At 54.3% G+C, this 19,393-nt stretch carries 19 protein-coding genes; 4 read left to right on the forward strand and 15 right to left on the reverse strand.

Annotated features, from left to right (window positions below):
* Positions 1 to 9: 9 nt before the first annotated feature.
* A complete protein-coding gene (locus tag MKY64_RS13375) occupies positions 10 to 1,086 on the reverse strand; it encodes an ABC transporter substrate-binding protein (protein WP_339256065.1) in 1,077 nt (358 codons plus the stop codon).
* A 326-nt stretch (positions 1,087 to 1,412) separates the two neighbouring features.
* On the opposite strand from MKY64_RS13375, the gene MKY64_RS13380 reads away from it, so the two are divergent.
* On the forward strand, positions 1,413 to 2,348 hold the full coding sequence (locus MKY64_RS13380) for a C40 family peptidase (protein WP_340953449.1): 936 nt from the start codon (positions 1,413 to 1,415) through the stop codon (positions 2,346 to 2,348).
* A gap of 147 nt (positions 2,349 to 2,495) precedes the next feature.
* Here the strand turns inward: MKY64_RS13380 and MKY64_RS13385 are convergent, their stop codons facing one another.
* On the reverse strand, positions 2,496 to 2,912 hold the full coding sequence (locus MKY64_RS13385) for a DUF2500 domain-containing protein (protein WP_340953451.1): 417 nt from the start codon (positions 2,910 to 2,912) through the stop codon (positions 2,496 to 2,498).
* Positions 2,913 to 3,095: 183 nt separating this feature from the next.
* Here MKY64_RS13385 and MKY64_RS13390 point away from each other — a divergent pair, with 183 nt between their 5' ends.
* Both MKY64_RS13390 and MKY64_RS13395 read left to right on the forward strand, forming a co-directional pair.
* Positions 3,096 to 3,470, forward strand: a complete 375-nt coding sequence (locus MKY64_RS13390; RefSeq protein ID WP_340953453.1) for a hypothetical protein — start codon at positions 3,096 to 3,098, stop codon at positions 3,468 to 3,470.
* Between the two features lie 61 nt (positions 3,471 to 3,531).
* The gene (locus tag MKY64_RS13395) at positions 3,532 to 4,404 is read left to right on the forward strand and encodes a YitT family protein (RefSeq protein ID WP_340953454.1); all 873 of its coding nucleotides are present in this window, start codon (positions 3,532 to 3,534) and stop codon (positions 4,402 to 4,404) included.
* A gap of 114 nt (positions 4,405 to 4,518) precedes the next feature.
* Here MKY64_RS13395 and MKY64_RS13400 read toward each other — a convergent pair whose 3' ends face one another.
* From MKY64_RS13400 to MKY64_RS13415, 4 genes are all read right to left on the reverse strand, one after another.
* Positions 4,519 to 4,806 (reverse strand): stage VI sporulation protein F, encoded by a 288-nt coding sequence (locus tag MKY64_RS13400; RefSeq protein WP_036729378.1) that lies wholly within the window; start codon positions 4,804 to 4,806, stop codon positions 4,519 to 4,521.
* A gap of 66 nt (positions 4,807 to 4,872) precedes the next feature.
* A complete protein-coding gene (gene recG / locus MKY64_RS13405) occupies positions 4,873 to 6,924 on the reverse strand; it encodes an ATP-dependent DNA helicase RecG (protein WP_340953456.1) in 2,052 nt (683 codons plus the stop codon).
* 15 nt (positions 6,925 to 6,939) lie between these two features.
* Entirely contained in the window at positions 6,940 to 7,800 is an 861-nt protein-coding gene (locus MKY64_RS13410) for a DegV family protein (RefSeq protein ID WP_340953460.1), read from the reverse strand.
* A gap of 50 nt (positions 7,801 to 7,850) precedes the next feature.
* On the reverse strand, positions 7,851 to 9,635 hold the full coding sequence (locus MKY64_RS13415) for a DAK2 domain-containing protein (RefSeq protein WP_340953462.1): 1,785 nt from the start codon (positions 9,633 to 9,635) through the stop codon (positions 7,851 to 7,853).
* Positions 9,636 to 9,826: 191 nt separating this feature from the next.
* Here MKY64_RS13415 and rpmB point away from each other — a divergent pair, with 191 nt between their 5' ends.
* On the forward strand, positions 9,827 to 10,015 hold the full coding sequence (rpmB, locus tag MKY64_RS13420) for a 50S ribosomal protein L28 (RefSeq protein WP_076074411.1): 189 nt from the start codon (positions 9,827 to 9,829) through the stop codon (positions 10,013 to 10,015).
* Positions 10,016 to 10,188: 173 nt separating this feature from the next.
* Here the strand turns inward: rpmB and spoVM are convergent, their stop codons facing one another.
* The 9 genes from spoVM to def all read right to left on the reverse strand — a co-directional run bounded on the left by spoVM (position 10,189) and on the right by def (position 19,346).
* Complete coding sequence (gene spoVM, locus MKY64_RS13425; protein ID WP_020431362.1) at positions 10,189 to 10,269, reverse strand: stage V sporulation protein SpoVM; 81 nt, start codon at positions 10,267 to 10,269, stop codon at positions 10,189 to 10,191.
* A 213-nt stretch (positions 10,270 to 10,482) separates the two neighbouring features.
* Positions 10,483 to 11,154: a ribulose-phosphate 3-epimerase gene (gene rpe, locus MKY64_RS13430; protein WP_036729389.1), complete on the reverse strand. Its 672-nt coding sequence runs from the start codon at positions 11,152 to 11,154 to the stop codon at positions 10,483 to 10,485.
* A gap of 4 nt (positions 11,155 to 11,158) precedes the next feature.
* Positions 11,159 to 12,064, reverse strand: coding sequence for a ribosome small subunit-dependent GTPase A (gene rsgA, locus MKY64_RS13435; RefSeq protein ID WP_036729391.1), 906 nt, complete (start codon positions 12,062 to 12,064; stop codon positions 11,159 to 11,161).
* Positions 12,065 to 12,189: 125 nt separating this feature from the next.
* Positions 12,190 to 14,457 (reverse strand): Stk1 family PASTA domain-containing Ser/Thr kinase, encoded by a 2,268-nt coding sequence (gene pknB, locus MKY64_RS13440; protein ID WP_340953465.1) that lies wholly within the window; start codon positions 14,455 to 14,457, stop codon positions 12,190 to 12,192.
* Positions 14,454 to 15,230 (reverse strand): Stp1/IreP family PP2C-type Ser/Thr phosphatase, encoded by a 777-nt coding sequence (locus tag MKY64_RS13445; RefSeq protein WP_036729396.1) that lies wholly within the window; start codon positions 15,228 to 15,230, stop codon positions 14,454 to 14,456. Before MKY64_RS13445 ends, pknB begins: the two co-directional genes overlap by 4 nt.
* A 6-nt stretch (positions 15,231 to 15,236) precedes the next feature.
* Complete coding sequence (rlmN, locus tag MKY64_RS13450) at positions 15,237 to 16,277, reverse strand: 23S rRNA (adenine(2503)-C(2))-methyltransferase RlmN (protein WP_036729399.1); 1,041 nt, start codon at positions 16,275 to 16,277, stop codon at positions 15,237 to 15,239.
* A gap of 152 nt (positions 16,278 to 16,429) precedes the next feature.
* On the reverse strand, positions 16,430 to 17,917 hold the full coding sequence (rsmB, locus tag MKY64_RS13455; protein WP_340953467.1) for a 16S rRNA (cytosine(967)-C(5))-methyltransferase RsmB: 1,488 nt from the start codon (positions 17,915 to 17,917) through the stop codon (positions 16,430 to 16,432).
* The gene (gene fmt, locus MKY64_RS13460) at positions 17,914 to 18,855 is read right to left on the reverse strand and encodes a methionyl-tRNA formyltransferase (protein WP_340953469.1); all 942 of its coding nucleotides are present in this window, start codon (positions 18,853 to 18,855) and stop codon (positions 17,914 to 17,916) included. Before fmt ends, rsmB begins: the two co-directional genes overlap by 4 nt.
* 5 nt (positions 18,856 to 18,860) lie before the next feature.
* On the reverse strand, positions 18,861 to 19,346 hold the full coding sequence (def, locus tag MKY64_RS13465) for a peptide deformylase (protein ID WP_036694508.1): 486 nt from the start codon (positions 19,344 to 19,346) through the stop codon (positions 18,861 to 18,863).
* Positions 19,347 to 19,393 lie beyond the last annotated feature (47 nt).

Below are 19,393 nucleotides of genomic sequence, written 5' to 3' on the forward strand. Positions count from 1 at the left end.
CTCTGTAGGTTATTGAATAATATTATTGCCCGGATCAGCCACTTCAGCCTTCATAGCATCCGTTACTTCAATTCCCTGTGCTGCCGCCGCCTTGAGATTAAGGACCAAGTCCAGCTTCTCCTGCATCGTCACCTTCATATCACCGGGACTTTTTCCGTTCTTAAGCACTTCTACCGCCATTTGGCCGACCTGATAGCCATGATCATAGTACTTGAAGCCTACTGTAGCAAAAGCACCCTTCTCCACCGTATCACGGTCTGCCGAGAAGAACGGAAGCTTGTTGTCGTTGGCCGTCTGGATAATCGCGTCTACGCCGCTGACCACGGAGTTATCGAGTGTAATGTACAGCGCATCCACGCGCCCTACAAGCGATTCCGCAGCCTGCTTCACTTCCGAAGTATTGGTAATCGCCGCCTTCACCAGCTCGATCCCGTGCTTGTCCAGCTCACCCTTTGCGATATCAGCCATAACTACAGCATTGGGCTCCCCTTCATTAATAACCAGACCAAGCTTCTTCACCTTGGGGAACTGCGTCGCAATGAAGTTCATCAGGCGGGTAATCGACTCCGGATTGGTATCCGATGCGCCTGACACATTACCTCCGGGATGCTCCAGATCACTGACAATCTTGGCATCGAGAGGGTCGGTTACCGCAGCGAACAGTATCGGAGTGTCCTTCACATTCTGTACGACAGCCTGAGCCGAAGGTGTAGCGATCCCCAGCACCAGATCGTTCTTGTCGCCGGCAATCTTCTGGGCAATGGACAGGTTGTTGGCCTGATCCGCCTGAGCGTTCTGAAGATCCACCTTCAGATTCTCCCCTTCAACAATCCCCGCATCCTTCAGTGCGGCCAGGAATCCCTCACGGGTAGCGTCCAATGACGGGTGCTCCACATATTGCGAGATGGCAATCTTGTAGGACTTGGCATCGCCGGAGCCTGCATTTGAGGCTGGAGCTTCTGTTGCTGCGGCCGGGGCATTCCCGGTGCCCGCGTCATTCTTCACTGCTGCATTATTGTTCCCGCAACCGGCAGCTACGAGCATCAAGGCCATACTTAGCCCCATCCAAATCTTCTTAGTCTTCATCAGATTACCCCTCTTCTTGTACGGGTTCAGCGCGAGAACCTGGGCTAGCGGTCCAGCATTATCGCTTTCATCTTTAAAAGCATTAAAGCGAAGACCCGCAGCCTGTCCCCATCCGCTCCCCGAATCTATTAAACATATATTATATGTAGGTTGATTTCCCGTCAATCATTTAAGTGAGGTCCATATTTTACAAAATACGCACAATGAGTGTCTCCTCGCTTCAACAATCTGCGGTTTCTCTTGACATTGTTTGCTAAGGCCTGCAGCACATAAAATAAGCGGTCCTGCACAAACTTACCTTAAAGTTTGAAGATGGAGCGTGCCCCATGCCAATAATCAATCTGCGTACCAGCAAAATTTTATTATCCTCCGCCATCCTAGTTACTGCCATTGCCGGAACAACCGCCTGCAGCTACACCAGCAAGGACAGCACTCCCAAGGTTAACTCGCTGACGCCAACCGGAACGTTCGCAGGCAGCTATTATGAGAAGAATTCTTTTACCGACAAAGAAGGAAAGTATTGGATTCCGCTCAAACCGGCTGTCGCCTCTATCGGCTTCCGGATGAAGGATGACACGGCAAGCGGCGGATACACCAAGCTCGGCTATAGTGATGTCATGTATATGCTGCGGCCGGATTCCAGCCAGGTGTTCTCATTGGGCCAGAAAATCACCCTTCCCGATGTCCCCGTCCGCCGCGAAGGTCAAATCTATATCACCCCCACCGCCTTGTCCAAGCTGCTGCAGACTGAGGTCGGCTGGAATCCCGTTACTGGCGAGATCAATATCGCGACTCCTTCTGATAGGGAGAATACAGAGGACTCCGCCAAGGTGGAGGCTGCGAAGCCGCTGCGGATTCAGAGTGTATCGAATGTGGACACGGGCGAGCTGGTCTCTTATGCCAAAAAATTTCTCGGTGTGCCTTATGATTTCGGTGCCGGACCGTATGAAGAGACCAAGCGCTTCGACTGCTCGTCCTTTACACGCCATGTCTTTCAGAAATTCGGGGTGGATCTGCCCCGGCTGGCCAAAGATCAGGACAATATCGGCAGACGGGTATCGCGCAGCTCGCTGGAGCCCGGCGACCTGATCTTCTTCACCGTACCCGGACGTTTCGAGAGCGACGCGGTTCCCGGTCATGTCGGTATCTACATCGGCGGCGGGAATTTCATTCACACCTGGGGTGACCCCGGCGTGCAGATCAGTGAGCTGGACAGCGGATACTGGAGCAACGTAATTCTGCACATGCAGCGCGTGCTCTAGAACAGGACACAATAAATGCAAGGCAGCTTGCCCGGGCTCGCTCACTTAGCGACCGGCCCGCTTCCTTGCATTTTTTTTGCTGCAAATAAATGCTATTCCAAAGGTTACTCCCGGCTCTTCATGGAGGCATTCTCCGTTCTTCAACAATCACCCGCTATCCCTCTGCATCCCTGCCCGCACGAACCCTTTGAACCGGCTGCCCTGGTATGACAGCTCCCCCCGGTCCCCCTCTACAATCATGGAATATGCCCTCGGCTTCACTTCAAGCTCTCTGCGGCTGCCATTATGGAATTCAAAGGTCACATAATAACTCGTATGCGTCCCCATATGCCCTCTTCCGCCCCAAACCTCTGTCCGTTTGGCAACAGCCGTAACTACCCTTGATTGCAGAGGGCTGGTCTGGTTCGTCATCCAGGTCTTGAGCCCTCTCCAAATCGTGTAAGTAACAAAGCCCGCGATCAGCAGCAGAATGAGCTTTAACAAGAATGGCCCCTCCGTGAAAAATCCGCTCTGGCTGCTGGCCGCTGCCGGATACAAACCGTTAAATACGCCTGCATTATGCAAATTAACCGCTCCTTCCGAACATTTTTTCACAAAAAGTTCAATTTACTAGAGAATACGCAGCGTAGCAGCTCCGGTTTCGTTATTCCGCAGTCGCAGGCCTTGAAATAATAGCGTATTATATTTGGTCCTGCTAAGATCCTATGATATGCTTTAACTGCGATGTACAAAAAAGGGGGTGTTCTCATGAGGAGAGATTGGACGCGTCTGACGCTGCTGGATCTGCTGAAGGCTGTGTTCCTTCCGGTGCTGCTGCTGATTTTTCTGATCATGGCCCTCCAGATGCTGCATGAACAAGAGCCTGAGATGCATTCTGTAAGACCGGACCGCTATGAGCATAAGCTGGCCCAGCCAGTGCGCGTGCATCATACGCAGATTTATGACACCCAGGCCGTCCGGCTTGCTCCCCGTGAGAACCCGCTGACGCTGGAGTCCGTACCTCCCGGGCTGCTGCTCTGTGTATCTCTGCTCCCCTTCATTTACATTCTGCTGAAGCGGCTACTGCTGTTTCCGCTGAAATATAATTCACATTTCGTAGGAGTACGGCTGTACGCTGAATGAAGCTGCAAGCGCCGTTATCCGCAACACAAATTCCGGTTTCCTGCTGAAAGGAGGAAATCTTATGAAAGTCAGATATAGAAACGCTGCACCCTTACGTTATTCCAAGACCTTGCGTCTGCTGTCCACTGTAGGCGGAGGATTACTTGCAGCCGTGGGTCTGGAGCTATTCCTGATGCCGCATAAGCTGCTTCCGGGCGGCATTGCCGGATTATCCGCCCTGCTGTCCCATGTGACAGAAATGCGGCTTGGATTATTCCTTTTCCTGTTTAACCTTCCGTTTATTCTGATGTCGCGCAGGCAGATTAATCTCCGCTTTACCTTGTATACGATGCTCGGCCTGATCTGTCTGACGGCAGGGTCTCTGGCACTGCACCATTTCCCGGCGGCAATCAGTGAGCCGCTGCCCGCGGCTATTGCCGGGGGACTATGTCTCGGGTTCGGCCTGGGCATCTCTGTACGCTTCGGTGGGCTGACCGCAGGAAGCGAGAAGCAGAGCGTACGGCTGCTGAACGGAGGGCCGCCCAAATCGGCTGAGATGCCGATCATGCTGTTCAACATGCTCATCCTGCTCTACGGCGGATCATTATTCGGCTGGGATCAGGCGATGTACAGTATCATTGCGTATCTGCTTGCCTTTGAAGCGCTGCGGTTCTCCTTAAGGGACCTCTCGCTCACGCAGGCGGTGTTCATTACCAGCAGCAAATGCGAGGAGATCCGCCGCAAGCTCCAGCAGACACTGGACCGCGAGGTGAAGCTCGTAAGATCCACAGGACCGGAGGGCGAGCCTGGTACGGTCTTCTGCCTGGCAAGCAGGCTGGAGGAAGAACAGCTCGCCTCTATCGTGCATGACTGTGATCAGGACAGCAAGATTGTGATCAATGCCGCGCGGAACAACCGCATCTCAGCGCTTTTCCGCAATAAGCCGCCGGGCTAAGCCGAATAGCCTTCAAGGGTGGCGAAGAACAAGTAAAAAGCGTTCCCGTATGTTACTTACGGGAACGCTTTTTGGATTACAAGCCTATCGGAGATTCCAGAAGCCCGCTATTTGTCAGCGGAACATCCCCCATAAGCGGATTAAGTGAAACGTATTGTTCGGATCAATCTTTTGGGCAATGACGAATTTCACAATTTGCTCTTCCTGTGCGTTCGTCAGCTTCTCATGCATCACCGACGAGGCATTACGCACCAGCTTGCGCACGACTGCTGTATCCTGCAGCTCCTGTTTGGAGATGCCGGTAATCATATTCTTGACGCGTTCCTTGACCGCCGGATTCTTCATTTTCAGCTTGATGCGATCTACCAGCTGCGGACTGATTCCATATTGCTGATAACCCAAGTACAGCACCTCCTGTCATATCCAATCATTCACAGTATATGAGGGCAGGTGCCCGGATGTGCCTGTTCAGTCAATTAAATCCCCCTGGAAAATTTGTTCCTGCTGCAAATACCCGCGCAGCGGCGCAACATCCGCCGAGGTCCAGAATGAAGCCTCCCGCAGCAGCTCAGCGGCATCATCGCGCGCCAGCTCCAGCGTCTCGAAGTCAGCGGTCATATCCGCCAGCCGGAATTCCGGCAGGCCGCTCTGCTTCGTCCCGAAGAAATCCCCCGGTCCCCGCAGCTCCAGATCCCGCCGTGATACCTCGAATCCGTCATCTGTATCTGTCATCGCAGTCATCCGCTCACGACCGATCTCCGACTTCGGATCAGCCATCAGTACACAGTAGGAAGCATGCTCCCCTCTGCCGACCCGGCCGCGCAGCTGATGCAGCTGAGACAGCCCGAAGCGGTCAGCGTCCATGATGATCATCAGCGTGGCATTCGGGACATCGACACCGACCTCTACGACCGTTGTAGACACCAGAAGCTGCAATTCGTTGCTGTAAAAGTTCCGCATTACCTCGTCCTTCTCGGACGGCGTCATTCTCCCGTGAAGCAAGCCCACCTTATAATCCGGAAAAGCCTGCGACATCTGCACATGCAGATCAATCGCATTCTGCACATCCAGCTTCTCCGACTCCTCAATCAGCGGACAGATCAGGTAAGCTTGCCGCCCCTGCCCGATCTCGCGGCTGATCAGGTTCATCACCCGCTCCATCAGATCCGGCTTCACCCAGTAGGTGGTGATCGGCACACGCCCCTTCGGCCGTTCGGACAGCGTAGACACATCCATATCGCCAAAGACGGTGATCGCCAGCGTACGCGGAATCGGAGTAGCGGTCATCGTCAGCACATCCGGATTGTAGCCCTTGCGCCGCAGAACACTGCGCTGGTTCACCCCGAAGCGGTGCTGCTCATCCGTAACCACAAGCCCCAGGCTGCGGAAGAAGACATCCTCCTGAATCAGCGCATGGGTTCCGACAACCACATCCAGCATACCCATCTGTAGAGAGGCCAGCAGGTCCTTCCGTTTGCGGCCAGATACGCTCCCGGTCAGCAAGCCCACGGTGATGCCAAACGGTTCAAAAATTCTCGTGAGCGAGCGCATATGCTGCTCTGCCAGGATTTCAGTCGGGACCATCAGTGCACCCTGAAATCCGGATCTTACAGTCGCGTAGAGCGCTATGGCCGCGAGTACAGTTTTGCCGGAGCCCACATCGCCTTGAAGCAGCCGGTTCATGCAATACCCTGAACGCATATCTTGCAGAATCTCCAGCTCTACATGCTTCTGGGCATCGGTCAGCTCAAACGGCAGGCTGCGCACGAATTGCCTTACTGTTGCATTGTCCACCGTATGAACTACACCATCCATCCGGCCACGGTTCAGCACGCGGAAGGCTTGTACCTTGAGCTGGAACAGAAACAGCTCCTCATACACCATCCGGCGCCTTCCCTGCTGGCCCTCGCGCGTATCCTCCGGCTGATGGATTGTGGCAATGGCCCGCTTGCGTGACATGAAGTCATATTTGCGCATAATGCTGTGCGGCAGAATCTCCGGGATCAGGTCCCCGTACTGCTGCAGAGCCTGGCCGATAATTCTGCGAATCCACGACTGCGTAATTTTGCCCCCGATCGAGTATACCGGTTGCAGCGTCCCTGTCTTGCCTTCGCCCCGGTCCGGGAATTCATAGTTAGTCACCGTGATCTGATTCCGCTTCTGGTCCCACTTTCCCGTCAGCACCACTTCACGGCCGACCGTCAGTTGTTCACGCGCATAATGCTGGTTGAACCACGTAGCAGTGAACATCCACGGCTCTGCCACCATCTTGCAGCTCATGCGGGACTTGCCTCCGAAGCGCTGGAGTACCGGAATACCGATGACCTTGGCTACCACGGTTGCCTTATCGCCGTGCTTGACCTCACTGAGAGATTTCGGACGGAAATCCTCATACCGGAAAGGGTAATACTCCAGCAAGTCCTTCACTGTAAAGACGCCAAAGGCGTGAAGCTCACTTTGCTTTTGAGCGCTCACGCCAGTTATTTGTTTCACTTGAATTGAATCCAAAGTAAGCACCATGTTCATCCCCTATACTTAGGCGGGCCAGATGAATACGGCTAAGGTTCCGTTCCCGACATGGCTGCCCACGACAGGGCCGACATTGGTCAGAACCTTCTCTTTCAAGGTGAAATGTCCGGCTAATTCCCGCAGGAATTCTTCGCCGGAAGCCGGTTCAGCTGTATGACCCACGGCCACATGTATTGTATTCACACCCGGCAGATCTGCCTTGAACAGCTCGATCATGCGGGCGACTGCCTTCTTGCGTCCCCTGACCTTCTCTACCGCATAGATAATGCCTTCCGCATCAATGGACAGGATCGGCTTGATATTGAGCAGCGTACCCAGGATGGCCGATGCCTTGCCGATTCTGCCGCCCTTTTGCAGATATTCCAGTGTATCCACGAGAAAATACAGCTTGCGGGATTGGCGCAGACTCTCCACCTTCGCCAGAATCTCCGCAGGAGCATGCCCCTGCTCCGCCAGCCGGGCGGCTTCCACGACCATAAACCCGAAGCCGTAGGAGGCGGAGAGGCTATCTACCACGGTGATAGCTTCGCCCTCCTCTTCCAGCATGGATTTGGCCATGACAGCAGACTGGTAGGTGCCGCTTAAGCCGGAGGAGATGTGGAAGGACAGGATTGAACTGCCCGGATGCTTCTCCTGTATACTACGGTATACATTCATATATTCTACAGGAGACGGCTGCGAAGTGGTCGGCAATTGCGGCGAGCGGGGAAGACGCTCGTAGAACTGTTCCGGAGTCATATCCACATTATCCCGGAATGCCTCTTCGCCGAACATCAGCGTCAGCGGAACGACTTCAATGCCGTACTGCTCCGCCAGAGCAGGCGGGATATCGGAGGTGCTGTCGGTAACGATTACGGTACGATTCATAATGTTCCTCCCCATGCTATGATTTGGCTGCGCCACTCACTTAAGAGATTCTACGGCTCAACTGAGAAAAGATAATAGTACAGCGGCTGGCCGCCTTCATGAATCTCTACCTCAACCTGCGGGTACGTCTCTTCCAGCCAGCTGCCGAGGGCATCCGTAATATCCGCCTCGGTGTCTGCACCGGTCAGCACAGTAACGATCTCGTCACCATTCACCAGCATGCTTGACAGCAGCTGCTTGCTGACCGTAAGCAAATCATCGGCAGCTGCAACAATCTTGGAGCTCTCGATGCCGATATACTGACCGGATTTGATCTCCAGATTCTCCATCACGGTATCCCGTACAGCATTGGTAATCTGTCCGGATTTGACCTGGGCAATCGCCTCCAGCATATTGCTGGTGTTGGTATCAACCGCATCCTCTTCCTGGAAGGCAAAGGCAGCCGAGATCCCCTGGGGGATACTCTTGCTTGGAATCACTGTAATCTCACGTTCGCCCTCCAGCAGCTCCTTGGCCTGCTGCGCAGCCAGGACGATGTTGGAGTTATTCGGCAGAATGTAGATATGCTTCGCCGAAATGGAAGAGATCGCATTCACGAAATCCTCTGTGCTGGGATTCATCGTCTGGCCGCCGGCCAGGATCGCATCGACACCCAGACTGCGGAAGATATCCGAGATTCCGTCTCCCGAGGAGACCGCAATGAAGCCGTACGGCGCCAGATCATCCGCAGGAGGAACCGCCGGCGCCTGCACGCTGGCCTTCTCTTCCGGGATATCTGCGAAGACATCAGGCATCGGTGCGATGTCCATACCGGCAGTCAACAGATCGCGGTGCTGCTCACGCATGTTAAGGATGTGAATCTGGGTAATCTCCCCGTGGACGAGCGCCAGGTTAAGCACCTCTCCGGGAGTCTTGGAATGCACATGCACCTTGATTGTCTCATCATCCGAGATGACGATGATTGAATCCCCGTTAACTGATAACGCTTTCCGAAAAGCTTCCTCATCAAAATCCGCTTTCACGGATGCGCCAAGCTGACGGTTAATGAAAAATTCCATATCATATAAAAATTCAATGTCTTCCGTATGGAGCTGTGATTGCGCGGAAGATTGTACGGAGGACAACGCATGCTCAGGTTTGGTTAGCACAGGCGCCGGCACAGATACAGGGGCCGCAGCTTGTCCTTGCACAGGAGTCTGTACAGGTGCTGAGACTGCTCCGCTGGTCAGATGCTGGTGGAAGCCTTCATAGATGTAGACCAGACCCTGGCCACCCGAATCCACCACGCCCACCTGCTTCAGCACAGGCAGCAGCTCAGGTGTATGCGCCAAGGCTTCCTTGGCTTTGGCCAGAACTTCGGTCATCAGCTCGATAATATCCGTTGTGCGGCGTGCATAATACACTGCATGTCTTGCAGCTTCCTTGGCAACCGTAAGAATGGTGCCTTCAACCGGCTTCACCACTGCCTTATAGGCGGTATCTACCCCGGTCTGCAGTGCTGCAGCGAACTGCTGTGTGTTAAGCTCATCATATTGGGCCGCATAACGTCCAAGACCTCTGAACAGCTGTGACAAAATAACGCCGGAGTTCCCCCGCGCGCCCATCAATAGTCCCTTCGACAGCACTCCCGCACATTGACCGACAGAGGCTGTGTTGTTTCTCTTCAATTCGTTCGCGCCTGCGGTCATAGTCAGATTCATGTTCGTGCCCGTATCGCCATCCGGCACCGGAAACACATTCAATGAATTGACATGCTCGGCATGCTGCTGCAGCATTTCCGCACCGGCTAGTACCATTGCGGTAAAATCTGTCCCGTTTATAGAACGCTTACTCAATGAGAATTCCCCTTCCTAACTTCATGCCTAATCAATTCGATGATCAACTGGACATAATGCACTAATTTATATTGTACTATAAGAGTCTGCAGAAATAAATGTTTTTGAATCGGTTGACGAAGCAATTTTTGCTGTGATATGATATTCAAGTATTGTTTTACGCAGGTGTAAGTAACAAGGAGGTGTAATCTATGTCCCGCACATGTACAGTAACAGGCAAGAAACCGGGCAGCGGTAACCACGTGTCTCACGCTAACAACCGCAACCGTCGCTCTTGGGGAGTTAACGTTCAGAAGGTTCGTATCTTGGTGAACGGCAAACCGAAACGCGTCTACGTCAGCACCCGTGCTTTGAAATCCGGTAAAGTTGAACGCGTCTAGTTTCCGATCATTACCGGGCCTGGCGATATCTCATACCAAGTAGAAACGGACATGCCGTTCTTACACAGACGGTATCCGTTTCAGCGAGAATAGAAGAGATATTATATTTGTAGCAAAAAGCACCCTTTACATTCGTAAGGTGCTTTTTTTCATATTTACTTGTCTTTTTTAACCTAACTCTTCTGAAACGTGTTCAAAATCGCTTTAACAAAACCTCCCAAAAATCTTGGCAGCTTGAACGTATAAAATTTCATAATTAACCCTCCCATCAATTCATGCCGTGCAGTAGGAGACTATCCTGTCTAGATGAAAAATATACCATCGATTGCAGACCTCCGCAAAAAAGGCTACATGAGATTTCTGCTCATGTAACCATATTTATGCGACCACAACTTGGCCTATACCTTCCGTATGCGAATGCAGCAGATTGAGGGTCAATTCGTTCAATAGTAAATGGGCGTCATCACCTATTGCCGGACAGCGCTGTCCGCCGCCTCTCGAATGGCCTTGATCGCTCCTGCGCGGTCGCTGCGGCCGAACACTGCATTACCTGCCACAAGCACATCCGCCCCCGCTTCAGCAACAAGCGGTGCCGTAGCTTCGGCTACTCCGCCGTCTACCTCGATAAGCAGACCCTTGTGATGGATCTCTTCAGCCCACTCCCGGAGCTGCGTAATCTTATGCAGTGTGCGCGGAATGAAGGCCTGCCCGCCGAAGCCCGGATTGACGGTCATCACAAGCACCATATCCACATCCTCCAGGACCTCACGCACCGCAGCAGCCGGCGTAGCCGGATTAATGGCCACCCCTGCCATCAGGCCGAGCTCCTTGATCTGATGGATTACACGATGCAGATGCACGCAGGCTTCGGCGTGTACCGTAATCACAGAAGCGCCCGCTGCCGCAAAATCAGCGATATAGCGTTCCGGGTTCTCAATCATTAAATGTACATCCAGAGGTAAAGAAGTATGGGATCTCACCGCGGACACAATCGCGGGACCCAGCGTAATATTCGGCACAAAATGTCCGTCCATCACATCTACATGAATCCAGTCCGCACCGCTGGCTTCCGCTTCGGCCACCTCTGCGCCCAGCGCTGCGAAATCTGCTGACAATATGGAAGGAGCAATTTTTACCATAAGTTTAGTACCTCCGCTTTTTATCTTTCATTTCATTAAAGAACAGCTTGTAATGCTCGTAACGGCTATCTGCAATATCCCCGGACTTCCAGGCTTCTATCACCTTGCAGCCCGGTTCGTGCAGATGGCTGCAGCCGCGGAATTTGCAGTTCTCCGCATAAGAGGCGAACTCCCGGAAGCACACGGACAGCTCATCCACTCCCAGCTCCAGGAAGTCCAGCTGGCTGAAGCCCGGAGTGTCGGCCACAAATCCTCCATTACCTATATCCATCAGCTCTACATGGCGTGTGGTGTGCCGTCCGCGCCCGAGACGGAGGCTGATCTCTCCTGTCTCCAGCGCCAGGCCCGGTACAAGGCGGTTGAGCAGTGTGGACTTCCCTACGCCCGACTGTCCCGAGAAGACGCTGATGATACCGGCCAGACGCTGACGCAGCTCATCCGCACCTGATCCGTTCAGCGAGCTTGTGACCATGACCTCGTAACCAATCTGCTCATATAGAGCTTTGACAGCTTCCGTAGCCTGCCCTTCATCATCGGCCAGATCCTGCTTCGTGAGCACAATCAGCGTCTCCAGGCCGGAATGCTCGATATGAACCAGGAACTTGTCCAGCAGATTAAGATTCATATCCGGCTCCCGCACGGAGAACAGCAGCACCGCGAGCTTCACGTTAGCCACCTGCGGGCGGATCAGCTCCGATTCACGGGGAAGCAGCTCATCTACCATGCCCTCCCCGTTCTCGGTCAGCACATAGATTACCCGGTCACCGACCAGCGGCGCAATTCCTTTCTTCTTCAGAATGCCGCGCCCCCGGCACTGTACCGCCTCTTCCTCAGTTACAATCTGTTCATCCTTGAGCGGCTTAACATAGTAATATCCGCTTAACGCTTTGATTATGATTCCTTCAGGCATACATGCTGAGCCTTCCTCTCCTGATATTTACGCAAATGACCCAAGTGTGTAGAACCCCGGGTCATTTCGCTGCTTCAGCCCTGCCCGTATTCCCGGCAGCCCGGCTGAAGCTTATCTCTGTTCTATTATTTATTGCCTTTATCTTTGCCTGGCTTGGTGTCAGAGCCCTTACCGTTAGCTTTTCCCTTACTGTTGCCCTTGCTGAGGGCGGAAGCCAGCTCATTGTTATTCTGTCCGTTACCCGGAACATAACCCGTCTGGTCCGTCTCGCCCGTCACCTCTCCTTCTCCTGTGTCCGGTGGAATAATCGCCGGCTCTGCTGTCGGCTCGGGAGCCGGAGTCTCAGTAGGCTGAACAGGCTCGGTAGGAGCAACTGTCGGTGCAGGCGTCTGTGTCTCCACCGGAGGCGGTTCAGGCTGCTGCACCGTGTTATTCTTGACATCGACATAAGTGATCGGATAAGTCTCCAGGAACTCTCCGTCCCGGTATACAGATACCATGCCGTCTTTATTAGGGGCAAGCAGCATGTTCACGGATAGGGTCTGGCTTTTGCCAATCGTGCGCGTGCCCCACTCCTGGTTCTCGCCTCCGTTGCGCGCATCGGCAAACACAATACGGATCTTGCTCTTCTTGCCTTCCGCAGCCGGTGCTACCGGCACATTGAACGTAAATTCCAGAGCTTCCGGAGGATATCCTGTGCTGATATAGATCGTGATCTTCTCACCTGGAGGAACCAGATCCCCCGGCTCATAGGCCCATTGCTTCGTTACCTTGCCCTTCTCGTGGATGAAGCTTGGCTCTTCCTTGACCGCGTCCAGCACTAGACCTACACTCTGCAGCGCAGCCTTGGCTTCCTTCTCCGTCTTCCCGATGAGATCCGGCATTTGGGTACTTTCTTTACCTTTGCTCACGATCAGTTTGATAGTTACCGTCTCAGGATCATACTCTGAGCCTGCAGCAGGCTCAGAGCTAATGACCTTACCTTTGGCAAACTCTTCACTATAGCGTTCATCTGGTGTTGCAATTCTATCCTGGGCAATACCAAGGGCAATCAACTCCTTGACGGCATCGTCATAACTCAGGCTAGAGACATCCTTAAGCTTGGGAAGAACCTTGGCGGAACTTACCGTCAGAATAATATGAGTTCCTTCTTTGACCATCGTATTGGTCTTGTTCTGCTTCCAGACAATATTCTCTTCGAAATTAGGATTATACTCAACCAGCGCAGGCTCCTCGGCAAACAGCCCGACAGCCTCAAGCTCAGCCTTGGCCTCCTGGAAGGTCTTCCCCGTCACCGCAGGCACCGAGACTTCATCGACCGACAGCTTGGAATTGACATACCATACAATTCCGGTCATGGCGATTAACACGACCAGCGTAAGGCTGATCCACAGCGCTGCACGGCTCTTGCGCTTCACAGCAGCAGGCGGCGGAGCTTCCTCCATACTGCGGATTCGCTCCTCTCCGCCGCCACGGCTGCTAAGCCCGCGCTGCAGCGGCTTGATCGCCGGAATGATGCGTGTTCTGTCCTCATCATCATCGTCCTGGAACAGCATCTTGGCTTCGCTGCGCCGTTCAGGCAGCAGACAGGTCTCCAGATCCTGCAGCATTTGCTTGGCCGACTGGTAGCGCTCCTCCGGGTTCTTGCGCATCGACTTCAGGATTACATTCTCCACGCTTTGCGGAATCAGCGGATTCAGCAGTCGCGGCTCCTCGAATTCCTCCTGCAGATGCTTCAGCGCCACGCTGATCGGACTCTCCCCTAAGAAAGGCAATACACCCGTAAGCATCTGATACAGTACGATGCCCAGGGAGTAGAGGTCCGACTTCTCGCCTGTAGTTACGCCCTTGGCATGCTCCGGCGAGAAATAATGCACGGAACCGACCACAGACCCCGTCTGGGTAATCGTAGTGGACGTAACCGCCCGGGCGATCCCGAAGTCGGTAACCTTAACCCGCCCGTTACGTCCAATCAGAATATTATGAGGCTTAATATCGCGGTGAATAATCTGGTTCATATGCGCATGATCCAGCGCATCACAAATCTGCGAGGCAATCCGCACGGATTCATCCACCTGCATCGGTGCCCGCTCTTTGATAATCTCATTCAGGTTCTTGCCTTCAATATATTCCATAACGATATAATGGACTTCATCTTCCTGGCCGACATCGTATATGCTGACTACGTTGGGATGAGATAATGATGCAGCTGATTGCGCCTCCCGCCGGAACCGGCGGATGAATTCCTCATCATGCACAAATTGATTGCGCAGTACTTTGATAGCAACATTCCGGTTAAGCAGAATATCATGGGCTCTATAGACAAGCGCCATGCCTCCTCCGCCGATCCGTTCGATGACTTGGTAACGGCCGCCCAATTCGTGACCGATCATCTTTCCCACTCCTTTGTCTCGGGCACTGCGGCCTCTCCTTGGTGTTCCAGCATAGCAACGCTTATATTATCGCTGCCGCCCGCAAGCAATGCCAGTTGAAGTAATCGCTCTGCTCTTTCTTCCAGAGATATTTCATTAATTCCGGCTACCTTGCCTAGATGCTCCAGACTGACATAATTGCTGAGTCCATCACTGCACAGCAGCAGGAGCTCACCAATTGCAAGCGTAACATATGCCAGATCCGCGGATACCACTGTATCCGTCCCCAGCGCCCTGGTAAGCACATTGCGGCGCGGATGATTATCCAGCTCCTCCAGACTGATCTGGCCGTTCCTGAACAGCTCATTCACCAGCGTATGGTCCTCGGTTAGCTGCCTGGCTTCACCGTCCCGGATCAGATAAGCCCTGCTGTCTCCGATATGGCCGATATAGCCTGCCGACCCTTTCAGCAGTGCAGCAACGATGGTGGTCCCCATATTATGGAGCTTCTCATCGCTCTGAGCTTCTCTGTGAACTGTGTTATTGGCTTCCATGATGGCGGTAGTCAGCGCTTCCTTCAGCTCTGCCTCCGGGAGATCAGGCTCCAGCTGGTCCAGAATACCCCTGACCGTCTCAAGTGCAAGCCTGCTCGCGGTATCGCCAGCCAGATGCCCCCCCATCCCGTCGGCAATAATGCCGAGGGTATAACCGTGGCGCGTAGCGCCGATCCAGACTGAATCCTCATTGACGGTACGTACCCGGCCAATGTCGCTGGCTTGAACTGTTCTGATCAAATATCCTCACCCCAACTCCATATGTTTGGCGCGCAGCTGTCCGCATGCGGCCGCAATATCATGGCCTTGCTCACGGCGGATGGTAACATTCACGCCATGATCGGCCAGTATACGCTGAAATTCAAAGATATCATTGCGGGAAGTCCGGACATACTTGCGCTCAGGCACATGATTGACCGGAATCAGATTCACATGGCAGAGCATGGTCTTGAGCACACCCGCCAGCTCCTCTGCATGCTCCTTCTGATCATTCACGCCGCCGATCAAGGCATACTCGAAGCTGATCCGGCGGCCTGTCTTAGCCTGATAGTAGCGCAGGGACTCGATTACATCGTCGAACGGATAACGGCGGTTCACCGGCATCAGCTTGGAACGGAGCGTATCGTTAGGAGCGTGAATCGAGATCGCCAGATTAATCTGTGTATCTTCATCCGCGAATTTGTAGATGTTCGGCACAATTCCGCTGGTGGATACGGTGATATGGCGCTGGCCAATATTCAGGCCCTTCTCATGGATCATCAGACGCAGGAATCTCATGGTTGCATCATAGTTCTCGAAGGGTTCGCCTGTACCCATAATGACAATGCTGCTTACACGTTCGCCGCGCGCATCAAGAATCTGCTGGGAACGGACAACCTGGGCAACGATCTCCCCTGCAGTCAGATCCCGCTTGAGACCGCCAAGGGTAGATGCACAGAAGGTACAGCCGATCCGGCAGCCTACCTGGGTGGTCACACACACGCTGTTGCCGTAATTATGCTTCATAATAACTGTCTCAATCGCATGATCATCATGCAGACCGAACAGGAATTTCACGGTGCCGTCCTTGGACTCCAGCTTCGTAATCTCGGTGAGTGCCGAAATACTGAACTGATCAACCAGCTTGGCTCTGAGTGCCTTGGAGAGGTTGCTCATGGATTCGAAGTCATTGACCCGCTTCACATACAGCCAGTCAAAGATCTGCCCGCCGCGAAAAGCCGGCTCTCCATTGTCCTTGGCCCATTGCTGCAACTCTTCTAAAGAAAAATCATATATTAAAGGTTTCATTGTTTTTTTGCACCTGTGCTTTCATAAATTATATGCGTATTGTTTCTCATTCTTCCTATTTTAACACAAAACTCAGAACCGGTAAAAGAAAAGCCCGCCGCGCGAAGGAATCTGCGGGCGGGAAGCTGTAGTTCTGAAGCACAATCACTATATTACAAGAGTCGCTCCAGCCGGGCAATATAGAAGCCGTCGCTGCCATAATGATGCGAGAGCAGCTGCATGCCGTCACCGGCAGCAAGCGCGGTTCCCTCCAGCCGCTCCCAGACGGCTGACTTGAAGCTGACCTGCGCGAAGCCGGGATTGCGCTCCAGGAAAGCAGCGACAACCCGGCTGTTCTCCGCCTGCTCGGTAGTGCAAGTGCTGTAGACCAGCACGCCTCCCGGCTTCAGCAGCCCGGAGACCGATTGCAGCAGCTCAAGCTGCAACGCAGCTACACTTGCAATATCCTCCGGCTGCTTGCGCCATTTCAAGTCAGGCTTGCGGCGGATGACCCCAAGCCCCGAGCAAGGAGCGTCCAGCAGAATCCGGTCATAGGATTCCGGCTGGAGGGCTGCACCCAGTTTCAGGGCATCCCCGCTTGCAGTGGTAATGCATTCCAGGCCGAGGCGTGCTGCCTGCTCGGCAATCAGCCCCGCTTTATGCTCATGCAGGTCATTAGCCAATATGGAGCCTTCGTCCTTCATCAGCTCGCCCATGTGGGCACTTTTGCCGCCGGGGGCTGCGCAGCAGTCCAGCACCTTCATTCCGGCTTCGGGAGCGACAACCTCGGCTACCAGCATCGAGCTCTCATCCTGAACGGACAGATAACCGTCCCGGTACCAGGAGGTCAGCGCCAGATTGCCGCCGCCTCTGATAACCAGCCCGGCAGGACTCACCTTCGATTCTGCGGCATCCAGACCGGCTTCAAGCAGTTCTGCCAGCATGGCCTCCCGGCTAATCATTGTTGTATTGACACGGACACTGACTGCGGGCGGCTCATTATTCGCCGCACACATGGCTTCTGCCGTATCCGGGCCGTATTCCGCCGACCAGCGCTGCACCATCCACAGGGGATGGGAGTGCAGGATGGAGATCCGCTCTTCCCGGCTCAGCCCCTCAGGCAAGACCGGCAGATCTCCGGCCCGCAGCACACTGCGCAGCACGCCATTGACCATTCCCGAGATGCCCTGATGGCCGCGTCTCTTGGAGATATTCACAGCCTCGTTAACAGCTGCATGCGAAGGCACACGGTCCAGATACATGATCTGGTACAGGCTTAGCCGCAGCAGGCTCCGTACCCAGGGCTGCAGCTTGGCCATCCCTTTGCTGACGAAGCTGCTGAGGACATAATCGAGGGTAATCATCCGTGAGAGGGTTCCGTACACCAGCTCTGTAGCAAGTCCCGTATCCTCCCGGCTGAGTTCCGCTTTCTGGAGGCTGCTTCCCAGCAGCAGGTTGCTGTAAGCACCCTGTTGCTCTACGCGCACCAGAATATCAAGAGCAACCTCACGCGCAGAAGCTGGCGCAGCAGGCTTGCCGCCCGGCCGATTCCGGCCCGCTCCGCCGGTTCTGCCCGAGGCAGGCTTTGTGCCGGAGGCCGCAGGCTGATTGCCGGAAGTATGCAGACGTTGTCCGCCGCCTCCCTTACCGCCCGCGCTCAACCGAGCACCGTGCCGGGTGCGAGGGTTGCACCACGGCTGAAGTCGGCTGCGCTCATGGCTTTTTTGCCGGCAGGCTGGACACTTGTAAGCCGAAGCGTCCCGTCACCGGTCTTCACCTCAACGCCGCGTTCGCTCACGGACAGCACGGTGCCCGGAGCCGCGCTACCGCCCGGCTGTTCCTCCGCCTGCGGCTTCACCGCTGCCCATGCCTTGAAGGTCTCGCCGTTCCACAGGGTGAACGCACCCGAGAACGGCACCAGGCCGCGAATCTGGTTGTATAGCTCCAGCGAGCTCCGACTCCAGTCGATCCGTTCATCTTCCCGGTTTAGATTCGGCGCATAGGTTGCTTCACTGTCATCCTGCACGGCAGCCTCTACACGGCCGGCTGCCAGTCGCGGCATCTCTGCCTTGAGGAGCTCCCGTCCGGCCACGCTTAGCTTCTCGAACAGCGTGCCTGAAGTATCGTCATCCTCTATCGCTACCTCCGCCCGCGAGATCATATCTCCGGTGTCCAATCCTTCCGCCATATACATCAGTGTCACACCGGTCACCTTCTCGCCATTCATGATACAGCGCTGTATCGGAGCACCGCCCCGGTACTTGGGCAGCAGCGAGCCATGAACATTCACGCATCCGTTCGCCGGCAGCTCCAGAACGCTCTTCGGAAGAATCTGTCCATAAGCGGCGGTAACAATCAGATCCGGCTCATAGGCAGCCAGCTCAGCCACCGATTCAGGGCGGCGCAGCCGTTCGGGCTGAAGAACAGGCAGTCCCAGCTCCAGGGCAGCCGCCTTCACCGGGGATGGGGCCAGTGTCTTCTTGCGGCCTTGCGGCCGGTCCGGCTGAGTCACCACAGCCACTACCTCATAACCCTCTTCCAGCAGCATCCGCAGGGAGGGGACTGCAAAGGCCGGTGTTCCCATGAACACTATTCTCATTTCATTCACTCCTCAGTTTCACTGCGTTCTGCTGTGTATTCATAGACCTTCTCAGCAATGTCTGTGAACAGCACGCCATTCAGGTGGTCGATCTCATGCTGAAAAGCCCGGGCCAGCAGGCCGCTTCCGGTAATGGTCACTTCCTCGCCCTCGCGGTTCAGGCCGCGTACAGTTACTGTCTCCGCACGGCGGACATCCCCGTTCAGGCCGGGAATACTCAGGCAGCCTTCGGGTCCGAACTGCTCCCCGTCCATACTGAGAATCTCGGGATTAATCAGCTTGATCAATCCATGCTCCTCATCGGCATCGATTACAATCAGCCGTTTCAGAATTCCTACCTGCGGGGCTGCGAGACCTACGCCTTCCGCGTCATACATCGTATCTGCCATATCATCGAGCAGTTTTTGTACATTGGGGGTAACGGTGGTTACCGTCTTCGCTTTTTTGTGCAATACTTCATCCGGTTCTTTCACAATCAGCCTGATTGCCATTTACACTAACACCATCCTTGTTCAAATATAAGAATGTATATTTTTCA

Origin of the sequence: Paenibacillus sp. FSL R7-0210, from assembly GCF_038009085.1 — a bacterium.
Lineage (GTDB): Bacteria > Bacillota > Bacilli > Paenibacillales > Paenibacillaceae > Paenibacillus_AQ > Paenibacillus_AQ silagei.